The organism is Nakamurella sp. (assembly GCF_048594475.1).
Taxonomy (GTDB): Bacteria; Actinomycetota; Actinomycetes; order Mycobacteriales; family Nakamurellaceae; genus Nakamurella.
Genome location: NZ_JBMDXT010000539.1, coordinates 1 through 13,541 on the forward strand (window position 1 = coordinate 1; position 13,541 = coordinate 13,541).

General features: G+C 72.2%; 25 protein-coding genes. 5 read left to right on the top strand and 20 right to left on the bottom strand.

Going from position 1 to position 13,541, the window contains the following annotated elements:
- Positions 1-569: 569 nt before the first annotated feature.
- The 11 genes from ACOJUF_RS24195 to ACOJUF_RS24245 form a co-directional block, all read right to left on the bottom strand.
- A complete protein-coding gene (locus tag ACOJUF_RS24195; protein ID WP_420124363.1) occupies positions 570-2,678 on the bottom strand; it encodes a cell division protein FtsK in 2,109 nt (702 codons plus the stop codon).
- 56 nt (positions 2,679-2,734) lie between these two features.
- Positions 2,735-2,902, bottom strand: a complete 168-nt coding sequence (locus ACOJUF_RS24200) for a hypothetical protein (RefSeq protein WP_420124364.1) — start codon at positions 2,900-2,902, stop codon at positions 2,735-2,737.
- Positions 2,899-3,132, bottom strand: a complete 234-nt coding sequence (locus ACOJUF_RS24205) for a hypothetical protein (RefSeq protein WP_420124365.1) — start codon at positions 3,130-3,132, stop codon at positions 2,899-2,901. Before ACOJUF_RS24205 ends, ACOJUF_RS24200 begins: the two co-directional genes overlap by 4 nt.
- Positions 3,133-3,137: 5 nt before the next feature.
- On the bottom strand, positions 3,138-3,281 hold the full coding sequence (locus ACOJUF_RS24210) for a hypothetical protein (protein WP_420124366.1): 144 nt from the start codon (positions 3,279-3,281) through the stop codon (positions 3,138-3,140).
- A gap of 85 nt (positions 3,282-3,366) precedes the next feature.
- A complete protein-coding gene (locus ACOJUF_RS24215; RefSeq protein ID WP_420124367.1) occupies positions 3,367-3,789 on the bottom strand; it encodes a transcriptional regulator in 423 nt (140 codons plus the stop codon).
- Complete coding sequence (locus ACOJUF_RS24220) at positions 3,786-5,192, bottom strand: hypothetical protein (protein ID WP_420124368.1); 1,407 nt, start codon at positions 5,190-5,192, stop codon at positions 3,786-3,788. The genes ACOJUF_RS24215 and ACOJUF_RS24220 overlap by 4 nt, the downstream gene beginning before the upstream one ends.
- Positions 5,189-5,362 carry a hypothetical protein gene (locus ACOJUF_RS24225; protein WP_420124369.1) on the bottom strand — a complete coding sequence of 58 codons (174 nt, stop codon included), beginning with the start codon at positions 5,360-5,362 and terminating at the stop codon, positions 5,189-5,191. The genes ACOJUF_RS24220 and ACOJUF_RS24225 overlap by 4 nt, the downstream gene beginning before the upstream one ends.
- Entirely contained in the window at positions 5,359-5,616 is a 258-nt protein-coding gene (locus tag ACOJUF_RS24230) for a hypothetical protein (RefSeq protein ID WP_420124370.1), read from the bottom strand. The genes ACOJUF_RS24225 and ACOJUF_RS24230 overlap by 4 nt, the downstream gene beginning before the upstream one ends.
- Positions 5,616-5,765, bottom strand: a complete 150-nt coding sequence (locus tag ACOJUF_RS24235; RefSeq protein ID WP_420124371.1) for a hypothetical protein — start codon at positions 5,763-5,765, stop codon at positions 5,616-5,618. Before ACOJUF_RS24235 ends, ACOJUF_RS24230 begins: the two co-directional genes overlap by 1 nt.
- Before the next feature lie 78 nt (positions 5,766-5,843).
- Entirely contained in the window at positions 5,844-6,032 is a 189-nt protein-coding gene (locus tag ACOJUF_RS24240; protein WP_420124372.1) for a hypothetical protein, read from the bottom strand.
- A gap of 75 nt (positions 6,033-6,107) precedes the next feature.
- Positions 6,108-6,260, bottom strand: coding sequence for a hypothetical protein (locus tag ACOJUF_RS24245; RefSeq protein WP_420124373.1), 153 nt, complete (start codon positions 6,258-6,260; stop codon positions 6,108-6,110).
- A gap of 117 nt (positions 6,261-6,377) precedes the next feature.
- Here ACOJUF_RS24245 and ACOJUF_RS24250 point away from each other — a divergent pair, with 117 nt between their 5' ends.
- The 5 genes from ACOJUF_RS24250 to ACOJUF_RS24270 all read left to right on the top strand — a co-directional run bounded on the left by ACOJUF_RS24250 (position 6,378) and on the right by ACOJUF_RS24270 (position 8,453).
- Positions 6,378-6,656, top strand: a complete 279-nt coding sequence (locus ACOJUF_RS24250) for a hypothetical protein (RefSeq protein WP_420124374.1) — start codon at positions 6,378-6,380, stop codon at positions 6,654-6,656.
- Entirely contained in the window at positions 6,653-7,171 is a 519-nt protein-coding gene (locus ACOJUF_RS24255; protein ID WP_420124375.1) for a GIY-YIG nuclease family protein, read from the top strand. The genes ACOJUF_RS24250 and ACOJUF_RS24255 overlap by 4 nt, the downstream gene beginning before the upstream one ends.
- Positions 7,172-7,319: 148 nt before the next feature.
- The gene (locus ACOJUF_RS24260) at positions 7,320-7,493 is read left to right on the top strand and encodes a hypothetical protein (RefSeq protein ID WP_420124376.1); all 174 of its coding nucleotides are present in this window, start codon (positions 7,320-7,322) and stop codon (positions 7,491-7,493) included.
- Positions 7,494-7,554: 61 nt separating this feature from the next.
- Positions 7,555-7,914: a hypothetical protein gene (locus ACOJUF_RS24265; RefSeq protein ID WP_420124377.1), complete on the top strand. Its 360-nt coding sequence runs from the start codon at positions 7,555-7,557 to the stop codon at positions 7,912-7,914.
- Between the two features lie 68 nt (positions 7,915-7,982).
- Entirely contained in the window at positions 7,983-8,453 is a 471-nt protein-coding gene (locus ACOJUF_RS24270) for a hypothetical protein (RefSeq protein WP_420124378.1), read from the top strand.
- A gap of 100 nt (positions 8,454-8,553) precedes the next feature.
- Here the strand turns inward: ACOJUF_RS24270 and ACOJUF_RS24275 are convergent, their stop codons facing one another.
- From ACOJUF_RS24275 to ACOJUF_RS24315, 9 genes are all read right to left on the bottom strand, one after another.
- Positions 8,554-8,787: a holin gene (locus ACOJUF_RS24275; RefSeq protein ID WP_420124379.1), complete on the bottom strand. Its 234-nt coding sequence runs from the start codon at positions 8,785-8,787 to the stop codon at positions 8,554-8,556.
- Positions 8,788-8,804: 17 nt separating this feature from the next.
- The gene (locus ACOJUF_RS24280) at positions 8,805-9,092 is read right to left on the bottom strand and encodes a hypothetical protein (RefSeq protein ID WP_420124380.1); all 288 of its coding nucleotides are present in this window, start codon (positions 9,090-9,092) and stop codon (positions 8,805-8,807) included.
- A gap of 24 nt (positions 9,093-9,116) precedes the next feature.
- On the bottom strand, positions 9,117-9,509 hold the full coding sequence (locus ACOJUF_RS24285; RefSeq protein ID WP_420124381.1) for a hypothetical protein: 393 nt from the start codon (positions 9,507-9,509) through the stop codon (positions 9,117-9,119).
- Positions 9,506-10,402: a hypothetical protein gene (locus ACOJUF_RS24290; RefSeq protein WP_420124382.1), complete on the bottom strand. Its 897-nt coding sequence runs from the start codon at positions 10,400-10,402 to the stop codon at positions 9,506-9,508. The genes ACOJUF_RS24285 and ACOJUF_RS24290 overlap by 4 nt, the downstream gene beginning before the upstream one ends.
- An 8-nt stretch (positions 10,403-10,410) precedes the next feature.
- Positions 10,411-10,659: a hypothetical protein gene (locus ACOJUF_RS24295; protein WP_420124383.1), complete on the bottom strand. Its 249-nt coding sequence runs from the start codon at positions 10,657-10,659 to the stop codon at positions 10,411-10,413.
- An 11-nt stretch (positions 10,660-10,670) separates the two neighbouring features.
- Entirely contained in the window at positions 10,671-11,195 is a 525-nt protein-coding gene (locus ACOJUF_RS24300) for a hypothetical protein (protein WP_420124384.1), read from the bottom strand.
- A gap of 1 nt (position 11,196) precedes the next feature.
- A complete protein-coding gene (locus tag ACOJUF_RS24305) occupies positions 11,197-11,919 on the bottom strand; it encodes a hypothetical protein (RefSeq protein ID WP_420124385.1) in 723 nt (240 codons plus the stop codon).
- Entirely contained in the window at positions 11,916-12,995 is a 1,080-nt protein-coding gene (locus tag ACOJUF_RS24310) for a DUF5047 domain-containing protein (protein WP_420124386.1), read from the bottom strand. The genes ACOJUF_RS24305 and ACOJUF_RS24310 overlap by 4 nt, the downstream gene beginning before the upstream one ends.
- On the bottom strand, positions 12,992-13,541 hold a 550-nt coding region (locus ACOJUF_RS24315), incomplete at its 5' end, for a carbohydrate binding domain-containing protein (protein WP_420124387.1). The genes ACOJUF_RS24315 and ACOJUF_RS24310, both read right to left, overlap by 4 nt.

Genomic DNA, 13,541 nt, shown 5'->3' on the forward strand with positions numbered 1-13,541 from the left:
CCTTCGGCTACCTCGTCGCGTACGACCTGCTCCACCGGCCGCGCCGGGTTGGCCGGGCCGAGTGGGCGGCGCGGTACGCCACCCGCTACGGGCTGGAGCCGGCCCGACTGTGACCCAGACACACGACAGCCCCCGACCAGCACGGTCGGGGGCTGGTCTGCGTCGAGGGGTTACTGGGCGGCGCGCCGGACGCGGCCGAACCGGTCCCAGATGCGGCGGCCGATCCGCTTACGGCGCCCGGACCCGCGACACCACCAGCAGTCCCGGAATGCCTTCCTGTCGGCGCGGTGATGCTTGCCTGTGCCCTTGCAGCACCAGCACGGGGCGAAGGGCCGCCAGCGCCACTCGGCCACCTTCACGGCGGCCAGGACGGTGACGGCGAGTGCCAGCCACAGCCACCAGGGAAGCCCTCCCGGTGGCGGGTCGGTGGTGGGCGTCGAGTGGGTCACGGATACCTCCAGGGCCGGTTTCGGGGTCTCAGCGGCAAGGGTCCGCTATCCGCTATTCCGCAGGTCAGAGTGGGTTTCAGGTGCTAGCGGGTGCGCTATCGATAGCGCGCCGTGGCGCTATCAGTCGGCGATCTCGCGGGGCTTCACGCCGGCGTCGATGGCGGCCTGGAGGGCGTCCAGTTCCACCCCGCGGCGGGTGAACCCCTTTTCCTTGCCGTCCGGGTGGGGGCTGCCCGTCCACATCCCGTCGAGCTTGCGGTGGACGCTGACCGTGCGCAGCTTGCACGCCTTCAGCGCTGCACCGAGGGTCGTGACCGTCCAGTCCCCGTATATCTCGGGCCGCAGCCGGGCCAGCCGGTCCACGATCAGCTCCGACCACAGGGCGTCCTGTCCGCTCGGCCATACCGCCCTGATGTCGGCCAACAGGTTGTACGCGGGCACCCGGGGGGCGCGCTCCTGCACTTCGGTCAGGGTGCCGGCCTCCTGCCGGTGCCGGATCGCGTGCTCGACGATCCGCTTCGCGCCCGGCCCGTCGACGTAGTAGCTGCGGGCGCTGACCGGCTTACCGAGCCCGACGAGCCACCCCCACCCGTAGTCCTCGTCGCCGAACATGGTGGCCCGGATGCCCTGCTTGTACATGCTGGTGCCCAGGATCATGTCGTTCTCGACCTGACCGGTGACCCGCAGGCACCAGCGGACCCCAGCGTTGGCGGATACCCCCTTGGGCAGGGACTCCCGGTCGGGCCGCTGAGTGGCCAGCAGCAGGATGATGCCCAGGGCCCGGCCGAGCTTGATGACCTTCTCGGCCAGGTCGCCGGCTTCCTTGCCGAACTCGCCGTGGCTGAACAGTTCCTGGCACTCGTCGATGAACGCCACCACCGGGTGTAGTTGCAGGTCAGGGATGTTGGCCAGCTCGCGGGTGACCTTGTTCTCCGGGGCCTTCCCCGCCTTCGCCATCCGCTTGATGACCGCGCCGCGGCGCACGCACTCCTGCCGCAGCCACCGCAGCATGTCCAGGGCCGCCTCGACGGTGTCGTCGTCGGCGCCGGAACCAAACCGGGTGCAGATGGGCTCCAGCATGTCCAGGTCGCCGGTGCCCTTGAGTTCGTAGCCGACCAGTTCGGCAGTCGGGTCCAGAGCGGCCACGAGCAGCGGCAGGCGCAGCGAGAACGTTTTGCCTGCGCCGGGCATCGCCCCTATGAGCCAGTTGCGGTACATCAGCGATCCGTTGACGGGCCGCAGCCGGGGATCGGTGGCGAACGGGAACGGCTTGAAGATGTCCGCCCGGGCGCCCTTGAGCAGCGGCCAGGCGGGCTGACGCATCGCCGACGCGGGCTGGTAGCCCTGCCAGATGGCCAGCCGGCCCGGGTGCGCCTTCGGCATGGGTTCCGGCCACACCTGGTCTACGGGCACCCGCAGGCCGGAGGCGAGGCGGGACCGACGTTCGATGACCTCGACGGCGTCCACGCCGGGCGGCAGGTCGACGATGGCGAGCTGGCCGGGCCCGTCGCGGTGGATCTCCTGCGGGAACGTGATCTGCTCGGGTTCGCGCAGGCCAGCGATGCCGCAGGACAGGATCGCGGAGCGGACCAGCTCGGCGGTGAGGCGGCGGAACTGCGGCTTGACGACAGCCGGGCTGACGATGGGCCGGTCGGCGGGCCGGCCGTACCGGGCGAGCAGCGGCACGACAGCGGCACCGACTGCGGCGGCCACCCAGGCCGGCTGCATGGCCAGGACGACGCCGCCGGTGAGTAGCCCGACAACCTCGGCGGTGAGGACCAGGCCGCGGTAGAGGCGGATCGCGCGGGCCTCCCGGGTGAGCCTGCTCCAGGCGTCCGGGTCGTCGCGGGTCGCGGCGGCCTGCCGGAGGGGTTCCTGCTCAGCAACCCACCACCACCGCAGTTGCCGGTTGACCAGCCGCAGTGCCCCCCACGCGGCCCAGAGCAGTGCCAGGGGCAGGTACCTGAGGGGGGCGCGCACGGCGTGGTAGGCGGCGCGGTGGGCAACCTCGGCGGTCGTCTGTTTGACGGTGGGGGTGAGGTTGCCGCCGCGCAGGCTGGCCGGGATGACCGGTCGCCGGTCGGTGGCCTGTCCGATGACGGCGGCGAAGACGGGTTCCCGCTCGGGCTGGTCTACGGGCGGCCCGGCCGGTTCGGGGGTGATGTCGACGGTCTCGTGGTCGTCGTCGGCCGGCGGGCGCTGGCCGGGGATCTGCGGCTCGTCGGCCACGGCTACTCCTTGCTGGTCGAGGGGCCCGGCCGGTGCTGGCCGGGCCCCGGGGCGGGTCAGTCCTGCGGGTTGGTGGCGGCGATGCGGTCCAGTTCGGCCGCGAGTTGCGGCAGGCCGGCGACCCGGATCTGGTCGCGGACCTCGCGGTGCCGCTGCGGGTCGCCCTTCGCGGCGATCAGGTCGCGCTCCAGGTCTCGGATGTCGGTGGGCTTGGGCATGGTCACTTCCCCTTCTTCTTGTCCCTCTTCTTGTCGCTGCCGATGGCGGTCGCACCCGAGCCGATCGCCGACTGGCCGGTGACCTTGATCGAGCCGGTGCGGATGCCGCCACTGCTGGTGGTGCTGGGGTCATAGTTCGTGTGGCCGTTCTTGCAGACACCGAGGGCGCCGGTGTCGTCGACGGACATCGACTTCCAGGTGCCGGTGCCGCAGGTGGAGCAGGAGCTGATAGACACGGTGGTCACTTCTTCCTGCGGTCGGCGTTCATCCGGTCGAGGGTGGCGTCGATGTCGCGGCGGGCCTGGTCGGCCGGGTACTGGCCGGTCTTGCGCCGCTCGTCGATCAGGCGGATGGTCTCCTTGCGGACGTCGTTCTGGGTCGCCATGTCGGTCCTCTCGGGTGGTGCCGTCCAGGCGGTCTGGCCGGTCCCGCGTGCCACCGGGTGATGAGCCGGTGGCCACGGCAGACGGTCAGACCGCGACGATCAGGGCGGCGACGAACAGCCAGCCGACGTGCCAGGACTGGTCGAGGGCGTACAGCCCACCCCCGCGCTCCAGCCAGGCCGGGTCCTTGCCGAGCAGGTCGGCCAGCCGGCGCAGGGGGGTCCGCCGGTCGGCGACGTAGTGGGACACCGCGCTGACCGCCAGGCCGGCGGCGACGGCCAGCAGGTTCGGCCGCCACCCGGTCGCCGCGGCAACCAGGGTCAGGGCGACAGCGGCGGTCAGGGTGTAGCTGGCCACGTGCGCGGCGCAGGCGATCCGACCGGCCCAGCCGGGCAGCCCCTTGCGGTCCGCCTGGCGCTGGGTCTGCACCCAGTGGTCGGCGACTTGGTGCGCGGCGTACAGGGCAGCGAACGCTGCGGCGAAGTCGGCGGGGTCGACGGGGCCGGTCATCGGGGCACCTCGCTGTGGTTGTGGCCGTTGACGGCGGCCGGCTTCGGCCAGGCGCGCTGGATGGTGCGGGTGGACACGCCGAACTTCTTCGCCAGCGCGTCCGGCTTGACGGTCGGGTTCTTCGCGACGGCGGCGGCGACACGATCGGCGGTGCTCTGTCGCGCGCTGGACGCCTTCGACCGCGACACCCGACGCGTCACCGTGTCGCGGTCGGCGTCGTCTGCCGCCGGCTTCGACGGCGACACCTGACGGCGGGTCGTGTCGCGGTCGCTGTCGGCCTGGCTGTGCGACATCCGGCGCGTAACCCTGTCGCGGAGGTGTCGCGACCGGACGGTCGTCGGCGGGTGCCAGCGGCGGCCCGGTCGTGTCGCTGCCGGTGTCGCGGGCTCGGCGACAACGACGGTCACCTCCGGGGGGCGCGGTGCCGCGATCCGGCGTGGCCGTGGGGCGACGGCGGGACGCCACCGGGGGCGTGGCGCGGCCGGCGGCGGGGTCGGCTCGGGCAGGTCCGCCAGGTGCCGAGTGACGGCCTGCTCGACCAGCTCGGGCACGGTCGGTGCGGTCGCGTCGACCAGCGCGGTCAGGTCGTCAGCCCGGTCGGCGACCAGCGGGGGGCGGTCACCCCCGGTGGTGGCCGGAGGTGGCGTGAGGTCCAGGTCCGCGAGCCGGGGCGCACCCGCCCACGGCTGGGCCGCGCTCACGTACGACACGAACAGGCCGATCAGCCACGCCGTGCCCGCCGCACCGACCGGACCCACCGAGTGCGCCGCTGCGCCCCCCAACGCGGCCAGGCCGGTCCCGACCCACCCGCCGGCCAGGTTCAGGCCGATCGACGTGAGCAGGGCCGCCCACTCCGCGGCGGTGGCCCGCCGGTCCGTGTCACCACCGGAGGCGCGCAGCACCGCCCGGCCGACAATGATCGCGGCGACCACGGTGATCAGCGCCGGCTCCACCGCCCACGCCGCCCACCACCCCGCCGACCCGCCGTCGAGGCCGAGGAGCTTGTCGACACCGGCCTGCACGCCGGCCGTCGACCACGCGCCGAACGCCAGCAGCACCGGCAGCCCCACCCACAGGGTGGCGGTGCGGACGCGGGCGATGCGCAGGGCACGCATCTCCGCCGACCGGTCGATGTCGGTGCGGATCCGGGCGCGGGCCCCGGAGCGGGCGGCTCGCCGGTACAGCTCGGCGAGCGCGGCGGCCTCTTCTTGGTCGCGGTCGCGTTCCCGGCGGGCCCGGGTGCGGCTGGTGGTCAGCTCGGCGACCTCGGCCAGGGCGTCGCGGTGCTCGGCGTCGAGGCGGCGGCGCTCCCGCAGGTCGTCGCGTCGCACGGTGATGACGGCCCGCTCCTCGGCGAGCTGCTCCCGCAGCTGCTGCGCGGTGAGCTTCGGCGGCGCGGTCACCGCTTGCCGCCCTTCTTCGGCTGCGTCGGCTGGCCACCGAACGGGCGGTGCTCGCTGACGCCGTGGGTGCGGCCGGCCTTCGCCGAGCGGGTGAACCCGCCAGAGGACTTGAACAGGTCCGGGCTCTTCGACCAGCGCTCGCGGCTGCGCTTCGGCTCGTGGGCGGTCATCGGGCGGTCAGCTCCTTCGGCGCGGTGTGGGCGATGGCCGGACGCGGGGCCGGCGCGGGCGCGGCCTGCTCCCGCCGGTGCTGGGCGGTGGCGATGGCGAAGCCGGACCCGGCGGCGGCGACCGTCGGGATGGCCAGACCGGCCAGGACCAAACGGACGTCGGTCGGGCCGGGGGCCAGGGCGATGGCGGTCTGCCACACGCCGATGAACAGCCCGGCGCCGGCGGTGTGGGTGACGGCGAGACGCAACAACATCAGGACTCCAGGGAGATCGAGACGCACATGCCGGCCGCCCCGAGGTCGGGGCAGGGGTGCGTCGTGTGGTTGGTGTAGGCAGCCAGGCCGGCCAGCAGCGCACAGACGGCGACGGTGCGGCAGACCCAGCGGTCGATACGGGCACGCACAGGGGTGCTCCTCACAGGAGAGGTGGGCAGGCTGAGGGGGCCCGGCGGCGACTTCCCTGCGTCACCGGGCGAGGTGGGTCAGCGCTTGCGCTTGGTGGCGTCGCGGCGGCCGATGCCAGCGAGCGTCGCGTCCCGGGTCTGCGTCGCCGACGGGTAGGTGGCGCGCGGGTCGTTGACCGGCCGGGCCTGCCCGTAGGCGGCGGTACCGATCGCCGGGTCGTACTCGGGGGGCTGCGCGGACGCGCCCTTGCGGTGGAAGATGTTCACGGTCGGACCTCCGATGTCCGATCAAGGCCCCTGGTTGGTGTTCGCAGCACCGGCCAGGGGCCGCCTGGTTGGCGGCTACTTGCCGCCCTTGCCGTTGATCGCCTTGCCGGTCTTGACCTGGCCGCCGAACACGGTCCGGCTGGTGCCGGTGGCCTTGCCGCCGGTGATGACGCACTGGTCGCTCTTGCCGCCCCAGCCCTTGTCGGGGTCCTTGCTGAACAGGCCCATCGGGTGCTCCCTCGGTAGCGGTGCGTGCTGACCCGTCCGACTGTAGTGGGTACCTTGCGACATCGTCAAGGTACCCACTACAGTCGTGTTTGCAAGGGCACCCCTTACGATCACGAGGTGGAGAATCCGTTGGCTGACATCGACAACATCGAGCGCATCGACGACCCGGCCGAACGGGCAAGACGGGCAGGTCAGCGGCTCGGCGAGATCCCCGCATGGCAGGCGCGGCTACGGAAGATCCGCCAGGAGGCCGTGGTGGAGATGAAGGGTCGGGGCATGAGCTACGCCGACATCGGCAAGGAACTCGACCTGCACCGCAACCGCATCCAGCAGATCCTGGAGGGCCGCCCCGGTGGCGGCAAGGGCGGCAAGGCCGCGCCCGAGGTTGCCGAGTGAGCGCCGCGCCCGTTGACGTCCCTACCTGCCTGTACCGGCTGTTCGATCGCGCAGGCAACCTGCTCTACATCGGCATCACCGTCAACCCGCCCTCCCGCTTCGGTCAGCACGCCGACGAGAAGCCGTGGTGGCCGGAAGTCGACCCTGAGCGCATCGCGCTGACCTGGTTCGACACCCGTGCCGAGGCTGAGAAGCTGGAGCTTCTGGCGGTGCGCGACGAGCGCCCGCTCCACAACGTGGTTACCGCCGACGCCGCCGGGCGGCCTCGTTTCATCAGGGACCCGAATCGCCCGTGGGGGCGACCGCCTGCCGCGCTCACCCCTCATCAGGCGCAGTTGCTCCAGGCTGCCGCAGATGCTGGCGCTGCGGCGAGCGCAGCAGACCAAGCGCTATGGCGGGCGGTGGAAACGGCCAGGAGCGGCGGGGTCCCCGACGTCCTGCTCTGCGATCGGGCGGGCGTCAGCCGGGCCACCTTGAACCGCAGGCTCGGGCCGCGATCGAGCAAGGTCGCCTGACTCCGGGTACGACGAAGCGCCCCCACCGCCGCAAGGCGGTGGGGGCGCTGTCATGTTGGCTCGAAACCGATGTAGTGGGAGGGTTGTCATGTTGCCCAGGTACCCACTACAGTATGAGTATCAGCAGGCAGCGACAAGGGGGTCCAACGTGAAGGTCACCATCCAGGCCACCAGCACCGACGCCGACGTCCGGGACATCCGCACCGCCCGCCGCCTCGCCGAGCAGCTCAAGGGCATGCTCCCGGGCGGGCTGGGCTACCGGGTCACCGTCCGGCGGTACGGGCAGGTGGTCGCCCGCTTCGGCTACGACCCCATCAGCTGACCGGGCCGGGGGCCGGCCACCCGGCCCCCACCACCCCCTCGCCGCCGGAAGGAGCCCCACCATGCCGACCACCGCCACCCGACTCGCCGCCGCCGACATCACCGCCGCCGCCATCGCCCGCTACGGCCACGAGGACGGTGCCACCGCCGACATCCTCGCCGGCATCCCCGTCATCCTCATCAGCGCCACCACCGGCGGCTACGGCACGGGCCGGGCGATTCAGATCCTCATCGGCCCCGCGATCCGCCTCACCGACGGCACCCACCTGTACGCGGTCGACCCCGACGAGACCATCGGCTACTACCTGACCGGCCGGCGGGCAGACGGCGACACCTGGCAGGCCGCCACCCGCCGCGCCACCCGGCGCATGCTGGCCGACAACGAGCTACCCGTCGACATGGTCCGGGCCGGCCGCCACTGACCCGGCCCCACCGTCAGATCCCCGACGATCACCCGCCACCATGGACGGCCGCCGGTACGGTGCCCGGCATGACCCCCCGCCACCTCACCGCGCTCACCGCGGCCGTGCTCCTGCTGGCCGGCTGCGGCGGCGACCCCAAGCCGACCGCCGCACCCACGCCCAGCTCCGCCCCCACCAGCCGGGCCCCGCTGCCCCTGCTCGTACGCGGCACCTTCACCCTGGAACTGCCCAACTTCATCTGGTCCGAGGCGACCAATGTCTGCGCCGGGACCGGCGGCCACGACGACCTCGCTGGCGGGACCAAGGTGGTGGTCACCGACAACACCGGCACCATCGTCGGCGTCGGCGCGCTCGACCCGGGGCAGCCGCAGACCGACCCGGAGGACCGGAGCCGCGCCGATTCCTGCCTGTTCCAGTTCACGATCAAGGATGTGCCGTCGGGGAAGGGCTTCTACTCGATCGAGGTGTCGAACCGGGGCAAGGTCCAGTTCAAGGAGACCGACCTCGCCAAGGACTTCGTGCAGCTCGGCCTCACCTGACCGCAGACACGAAGCGGCCCCGTCCCCCTCGTGGGGGCGGGGCCGCTGACGTTTGGTCGGCACCACCCGGGACGTCACCGGGAGCGCCGCGCCGATGATCTTACCGGTCAGCCGGCACCAGGCTCGGGGAGTCCGGCTCGCCGGACAGCTTCGCGCTCACCAGCGAGGTGAGCACCGACAGCACGACCGCGCCGGACGCGATCCCGCCCGCCGCCGGCCAGTCGGTCTGCCAGGCGTTGAAGACGGCGTCGCCGCCGAAGTAGATGAGCAGGGCCTGGGCGGCGCTCTTCACCGCGCGCTCGCCAGTGGCCTTCCAGAACTTGCCCTCGAACATGCGTACCTCCTGAGTGGTTACGGCTGGGGCCGCTGTGACGGCGGCACCGGGTCCGGCGGAATCGGCTCCACGCCAGCAAGGCGCAGCTGGTAGGCGTAGCCGCCGGAGATGTTGCGCCAGAAGTCCCGGTCGGTCTCCGCGCGGCTGGCCCGGTCGTCGGCCTTGTCCCGGGCCCTGGCAAGGTCCTGAACCGACTCTCGCTCGTGCGCGCGAGCACCCTGCCGCAGACTTCCCACGCCCGAGAAGATCGACTGGATGAAGGCGATGCCGCCACCGCCCAGCACGACGCCGATGACTGCGGTCACGACCTCAGATGACACAGGGCGCTCCTATCCAGGGCTGCGTGCCTGACGGGTGGCCTCCCGGCGGATCGCCGACACGTCCCGCCACCGGCCGATCAGCAGCAGAGCGAACGCGCCCAGTGCCAGGCTGGCCACGATGCCGGCCGGTGACAGTACGGCGGCGAGGACCACTGCGTACACCGTGAAAGCGGCCCAGAGCAGGGGCAGCCCGAGGTGTTCGCCGATCCATCGGTCGCTGGCCGCGCCGTAGGTGGATAGCAGGCCGCCGCCGACGAGGAACGCGGCCCAGAGGTACACCAGCGGACCGGTGGCCTGTTCGACGCTGGGTGTCGGCACGATGGCAGCCCCGACGCCGGCGGCCGCCATCATGGCGTAGCCGGCGACCCGGGACCACCGCCGCGGCTGAGCCGGCACCGTCACCCGGCCTGGGTAGGGCCGGCCATCCGCCGGCTCAGCTCGTCGACGACCTGCGCGGCGACGGTCGGCGGGATCGCCGCCGCGATCCGGGCCGGGTCGAGCTGCGCGAGGATCGCCGGGGCCAGGTCGGCGACACCGGCACGTGCCGCCGCCGTGATCTGCTCCAGCTCGGCCGGGGACACCCCGGCAGCTTCGGCGATCCGCGTGAGCGTGCCGCCGACCCATGCCGACGACCCGGTCGGGCCCTTCACTAGCACGTACGCCAGGTCCTTGATGAGCTGGACGACGTGCCGCTTGTCGATGCCTTGAGCCGGGCTGAGCAGGGCGTCGCGCACCTCCTTGAGTAGGGCGCGGTCGTTGGGCTCGAACATGTCGTCCTCCACCGTCGGGGCCAGTAGGCCGATGCTGGTCAGGTAGCGCCGGAACAGCGGGGTCTGGTCCCGTCCGGCCTTGATCGCGTCGCGGAAGAAGCTGAGGTGCGTGTGCCACAGGTGCGAGTCGTCGCCGGAAGTGCGCCGGCCGAGACGGTCCCAGCGCCGGACGACCTTGCCGTCCGGGCTGTAGATGATCTCCCGTAGGTCGCGGGTGTCCGGCGTGTTCGCCCGGCACTGGGCGACGCACCAGGTGGAGAACGTCTGGAGATTGTGGGTGGCACCCCCGACCCGGACGCTGAACGTGCCCACGTCCAGCCCGGAGGCGTAGAGGGTGAGGCCGCCCGAGTCCCGGGGCGACTCCACAACGGAGTAGTCGTTGGACACGACCCGGTCGGAGCCGCAGTGGTAGCCGCCCCGGTGGGCCGGATCACCGACGATCCCCACCGCAGCGGGATCGAGCCCCTTGAGGGTGTCGAGCAGCAGCCGGCGGACGGCCAGCAGGTTGGACGGTGCGGTGGTCATCGGCGGGCTCAGGCGTCCGGGGTGACAGCGGCGCTGTGCTCGGTGATCAGCGTCCCCCGCACCTGGTAGAAGTCCGGCGACCGCTCCAGGGCGTTGATGAAGTCCTGGTAGAAGTCGCGAATCTGAGCGTCGCTGATCGTCATCCCCGCCGGGTTCGGCAGCGGCAGGTCGAACGACACCATGGCGTCGGTGCCGGTCTGGTAGGCCGACACGGCCATCCGGATCGGCGCGGGGGTGGTGCTGTCGGAGATCGGCACGGCGGGCCCCTTCAGTACGGGAGAACGAGCACGGACAGATTCGTGTGGATGTTGTCCAGGCGGATGTCGCCGCTGCTCCCGGTCGGGAACACCCGCTGCGCCTGGAGCTTGAAGATGTGGTTGCCGGCGCCGGACACCGTGCCGGACACCTGCTGGCTCTGCCCGCCGCGTGGGGAGCCCGTGGCTGCCGTCACGTTGGCCGGGTTCCAGATGCACTGCGGCGTCTGGGCGACGTTGTCGACGAGGAGCTGGCTGACCGCGGAGATGTTGCCGGCAGTCATCAGCTGGCCGGCCATCGTCCACCGGGCCAGGAACACGGCGCTGGCGGTCGGCACGTTGATGGTGACGGTGGCACCGGCGAGGTCGGCCATGGTCGCGGTCAGGGTGTAGAGCGACGACAGCGCCCCGTCTCCACGCAGTGGGGTGCGGTTGACGAGGATGGCGTTGACGTCGGCGGCCAGTTCCTGGAGGTGCTCCCACAGGCGGGTGTGTGCGGTCGACGCCGGGTAGGTAATGCCCAGGCTGGTGTCGGGCATGTCATCTCCTCCACGAGATGGTCAGGGTGAACGCAGGCGACCACGAGCTGCGGCCGGCGAACCGGACGTATGGGGAGCCGGAGCTGTCGTAGAAGGCGATGCCTCCGGCGGTGCCGTCGACCATCGCCTGCGCCCACGCGGTCGGCACGGCGAAGCTGCTGGTGCTGGCCCCCACCGCGAGGGACGGCCCGGCGGTGCTGGACGTCAGTGTGGGTGCGCCGCCCGGTCGGGTGGCCTGGGTGACCAGCCGCATGGTGGTGGACTGCGGGGCGTACGTTCCGGCGGACAGCCGCTTGACCCGGATCGACGCTGCGGTCACCGTCGCCCCCGCCAGCGAGCGCGGCTTGGAGCCGTAGAAGACGGCCCCGGTATGGTTGCCCCACCCGCCGTACTGGCCCTGGTAGACGTCCGTGTTATCGGTCCGCCACCCCGACGACCGGTACGACCGGGTCTCCACCGGCGACACCACCAGGCTGCCCGTGGTGGTCGGCGGTTTCGGGTCCGGCGGGATCACGTTGTCGGGGATGTCTGGCGGCGGCGGAGCGGCGGCGTACAGGCGGCCGATGACGAACCAGAACGCGCCAACCCGCGTGACGAGCAGGACGTCCCCTGCCGCGACCGCTTGGTCGCGGGTCACCTCCATCGTGACGACCGTGCCGTTGACCGATGCGGTGACGGTGCTGCCGCTCTTCGCGGCGGTGGCGGTGGCGACGAGGCTGCTCACGCGACGCTCCTCACCGTGAGGGTCTGCGCCCCACCGTCTGGCGTGTAGGGCAGGCGTAGCTGCTCCACGACGCAGACCAGCCCGGCGTAGTCGGCGGTGGTGACGGTGACGACATCACCGGCCTGGAGGCCGGGGTGCGGCACCATCGTCACCGTCAGCTCGACCGCGGTGGACCGCCGGCGGCGGGCGAGGATGGTCTGCGCGGCGGTGCGGCACTGCGCGGCGGTCGTCAGCAGCGGGCTGCTGAAGAAGTACGGCACGGGCAGGGGGTTGAACGGTCCGCCGAACGCGGTCGGGCCGAGCAGGTCGTAGGCGACACCCTGCACCTGCGTCCCGTCCGACGCGGTACCCCGGGCCACCACGACGTTCGCGGCACCCTCGCGGGTGCTGGACCCGCTGGCCTCGATGACCGTGCCGCCGAGCCCATCGGTCAGGGCGAGCACCGGGGTTCCGACCGTGTCGGCGGGGACCGCGGTCAGGTAGCCGTCCTCGGTGACCCAGGCATCCGCGCCCCACGCGTCGAGCAGCTCCATCACCGCGCCGAGCCGGTCCTCGTCGTAGTTGATGCCGGACGGCACCGACCGGTCGGCCAGCGCCAGATCGGGTACAACGGTGACGGCCGGCTCGACGAGCCCGCGCAGCGTCGACAGCAGGGTGCCGGTCGGCTGGTACGGGGACACGAGCCGGGCCTCATCGACCAGCGACAGCAGCCCCGACGCGGTGACGGTGACGGTATCCCCCGACGGCACCGCCTCGGCGAGGACGAACCAGCCGCGCTGGATCCACTCCGTCTGCCCGCCGCCGATGTCGACACCGACCTGCACACGGAGACGCTGCCCGGACGCCGACAGCGGATGGTCGGCCGCCACCGGCGCCCACGACATGCCTCGGTCGAAGCGCGGCACGGTGAAGGTAACCCGCTCCGGCACCCGCAGTGTCCGGTCGACCTCCTCGGCACCGCCCTCGACGGGGATGTCGTCGGCGAGCAGGTCGGCCCCCCGCCACGACTCGACCCGGCACCGGTAGGTGTACGAGCGGCTGATGACGGAGTTGGCCACGTCGGACAAGGCGATCATGAGAGGTCCGCCTGAGCCAGGTCGAGCAGCGTGGCGTAGTCGGCGGCCAGGTCGGCGAGGGACAGCGGCTCGGCGGCGAACGACACCTCGTCGACGTACCAGGTGCGCGATGCCGCCGGGGTGCCGCCGTGGCGGGCCCGGACGGTAGCAGTGGCCGCACCGACCGGGGCGGTGAGCACCGCCGACTTGAACACCCACGTGGCGGCAGCGACCGTGCCGCCGCCGAAGCCGGTGGTGATGTAGACGCCAAGGCCGTTGGCCCAGTCGATGGCGGGGCCCAGGTCGGTCCAACCGAGCCCGCAGTAGACCCACATCGACACGCGGTAGTTGCGGCCGGCCACGACCGGCACCGTGGTCGTGGCGTTCGCACCGCCGGAGGCCGACGAGCCGTTGGGGGTGATGAGCAGTGACCCGACGCCCTGATGGGCCTGGAGTGTCGACCGGCCGATGGTGGCGTTGGACCCGACCCACCCGGACGCGTCGACCTCGAACAGCCCGTTGGCCACCAGGTTGGGGCCGGCGACGTCGTAGATGTCGGCGATGGCC

Coding starts and splice junctions, on each gene's coding strand:
- ACOJUF_RS24210 (WP_420124366.1), bottom strand. CDS start 3,281: ATGGCGACCCAGAACGACGTCCGCAAGGAGACCATCCGCCTGATCGAC.
- ACOJUF_RS24215 (WP_420124367.1), bottom strand. CDS start 3,789: ATGACCGGCCCCGTCGACCCCGCCGACTTCGCCGCAGCGTTCGCTGCC.
- ACOJUF_RS24225 (WP_420124369.1), bottom strand. CDS start 5,362: ATGACCGCCCACGAGCCGAAGCGCAGCCGCGAGCGCTGGTCGAAGAGC.
- ACOJUF_RS24230 (WP_420124370.1), bottom strand. CDS start 5,616: ATGTTGTTGCGTCTCGCCGTCACCCACACCGCCGGCGCCGGGCTGTTC.
- ACOJUF_RS24245 (WP_420124373.1), bottom strand. CDS start 6,260: ATGGGCCTGTTCAGCAAGGACCCCGACAAGGGCTGGGGCGGCAAGAGC.
- ACOJUF_RS24265 (WP_420124377.1), top strand. CDS start 7,555: ATGCCGACCACCGCCACCCGACTCGCCGCCGCCGACATCACCGCCGCC.
- ACOJUF_RS24270 (WP_420124378.1), top strand. CDS start 7,983: ATGACCCCCCGCCACCTCACCGCGCTCACCGCGGCCGTGCTCCTGCTG.
- ACOJUF_RS24275 (WP_420124379.1), bottom strand. CDS start 8,787: ATGTTCGAGGGCAAGTTCTGGAAGGCCACTGGCGAGCGCGCGGTGAAG.
- ACOJUF_RS24290 (WP_420124382.1), bottom strand. CDS start 10,402: ATGACCACCGCACCGTCCAACCTGCTGGCCGTCCGCCGGCTGCTGCTC.
- ACOJUF_RS24300 (WP_420124384.1), bottom strand. CDS start 11,195: ATGCCCGACACCAGCCTGGGCATTACCTACCCGGCGTCGACCGCACAC.
- ACOJUF_RS24310 (WP_420124386.1), bottom strand. CDS start 12,995: ATGATCGCCTTGTCCGACGTGGCCAACTCCGTCATCAGCCGCTCGTAC.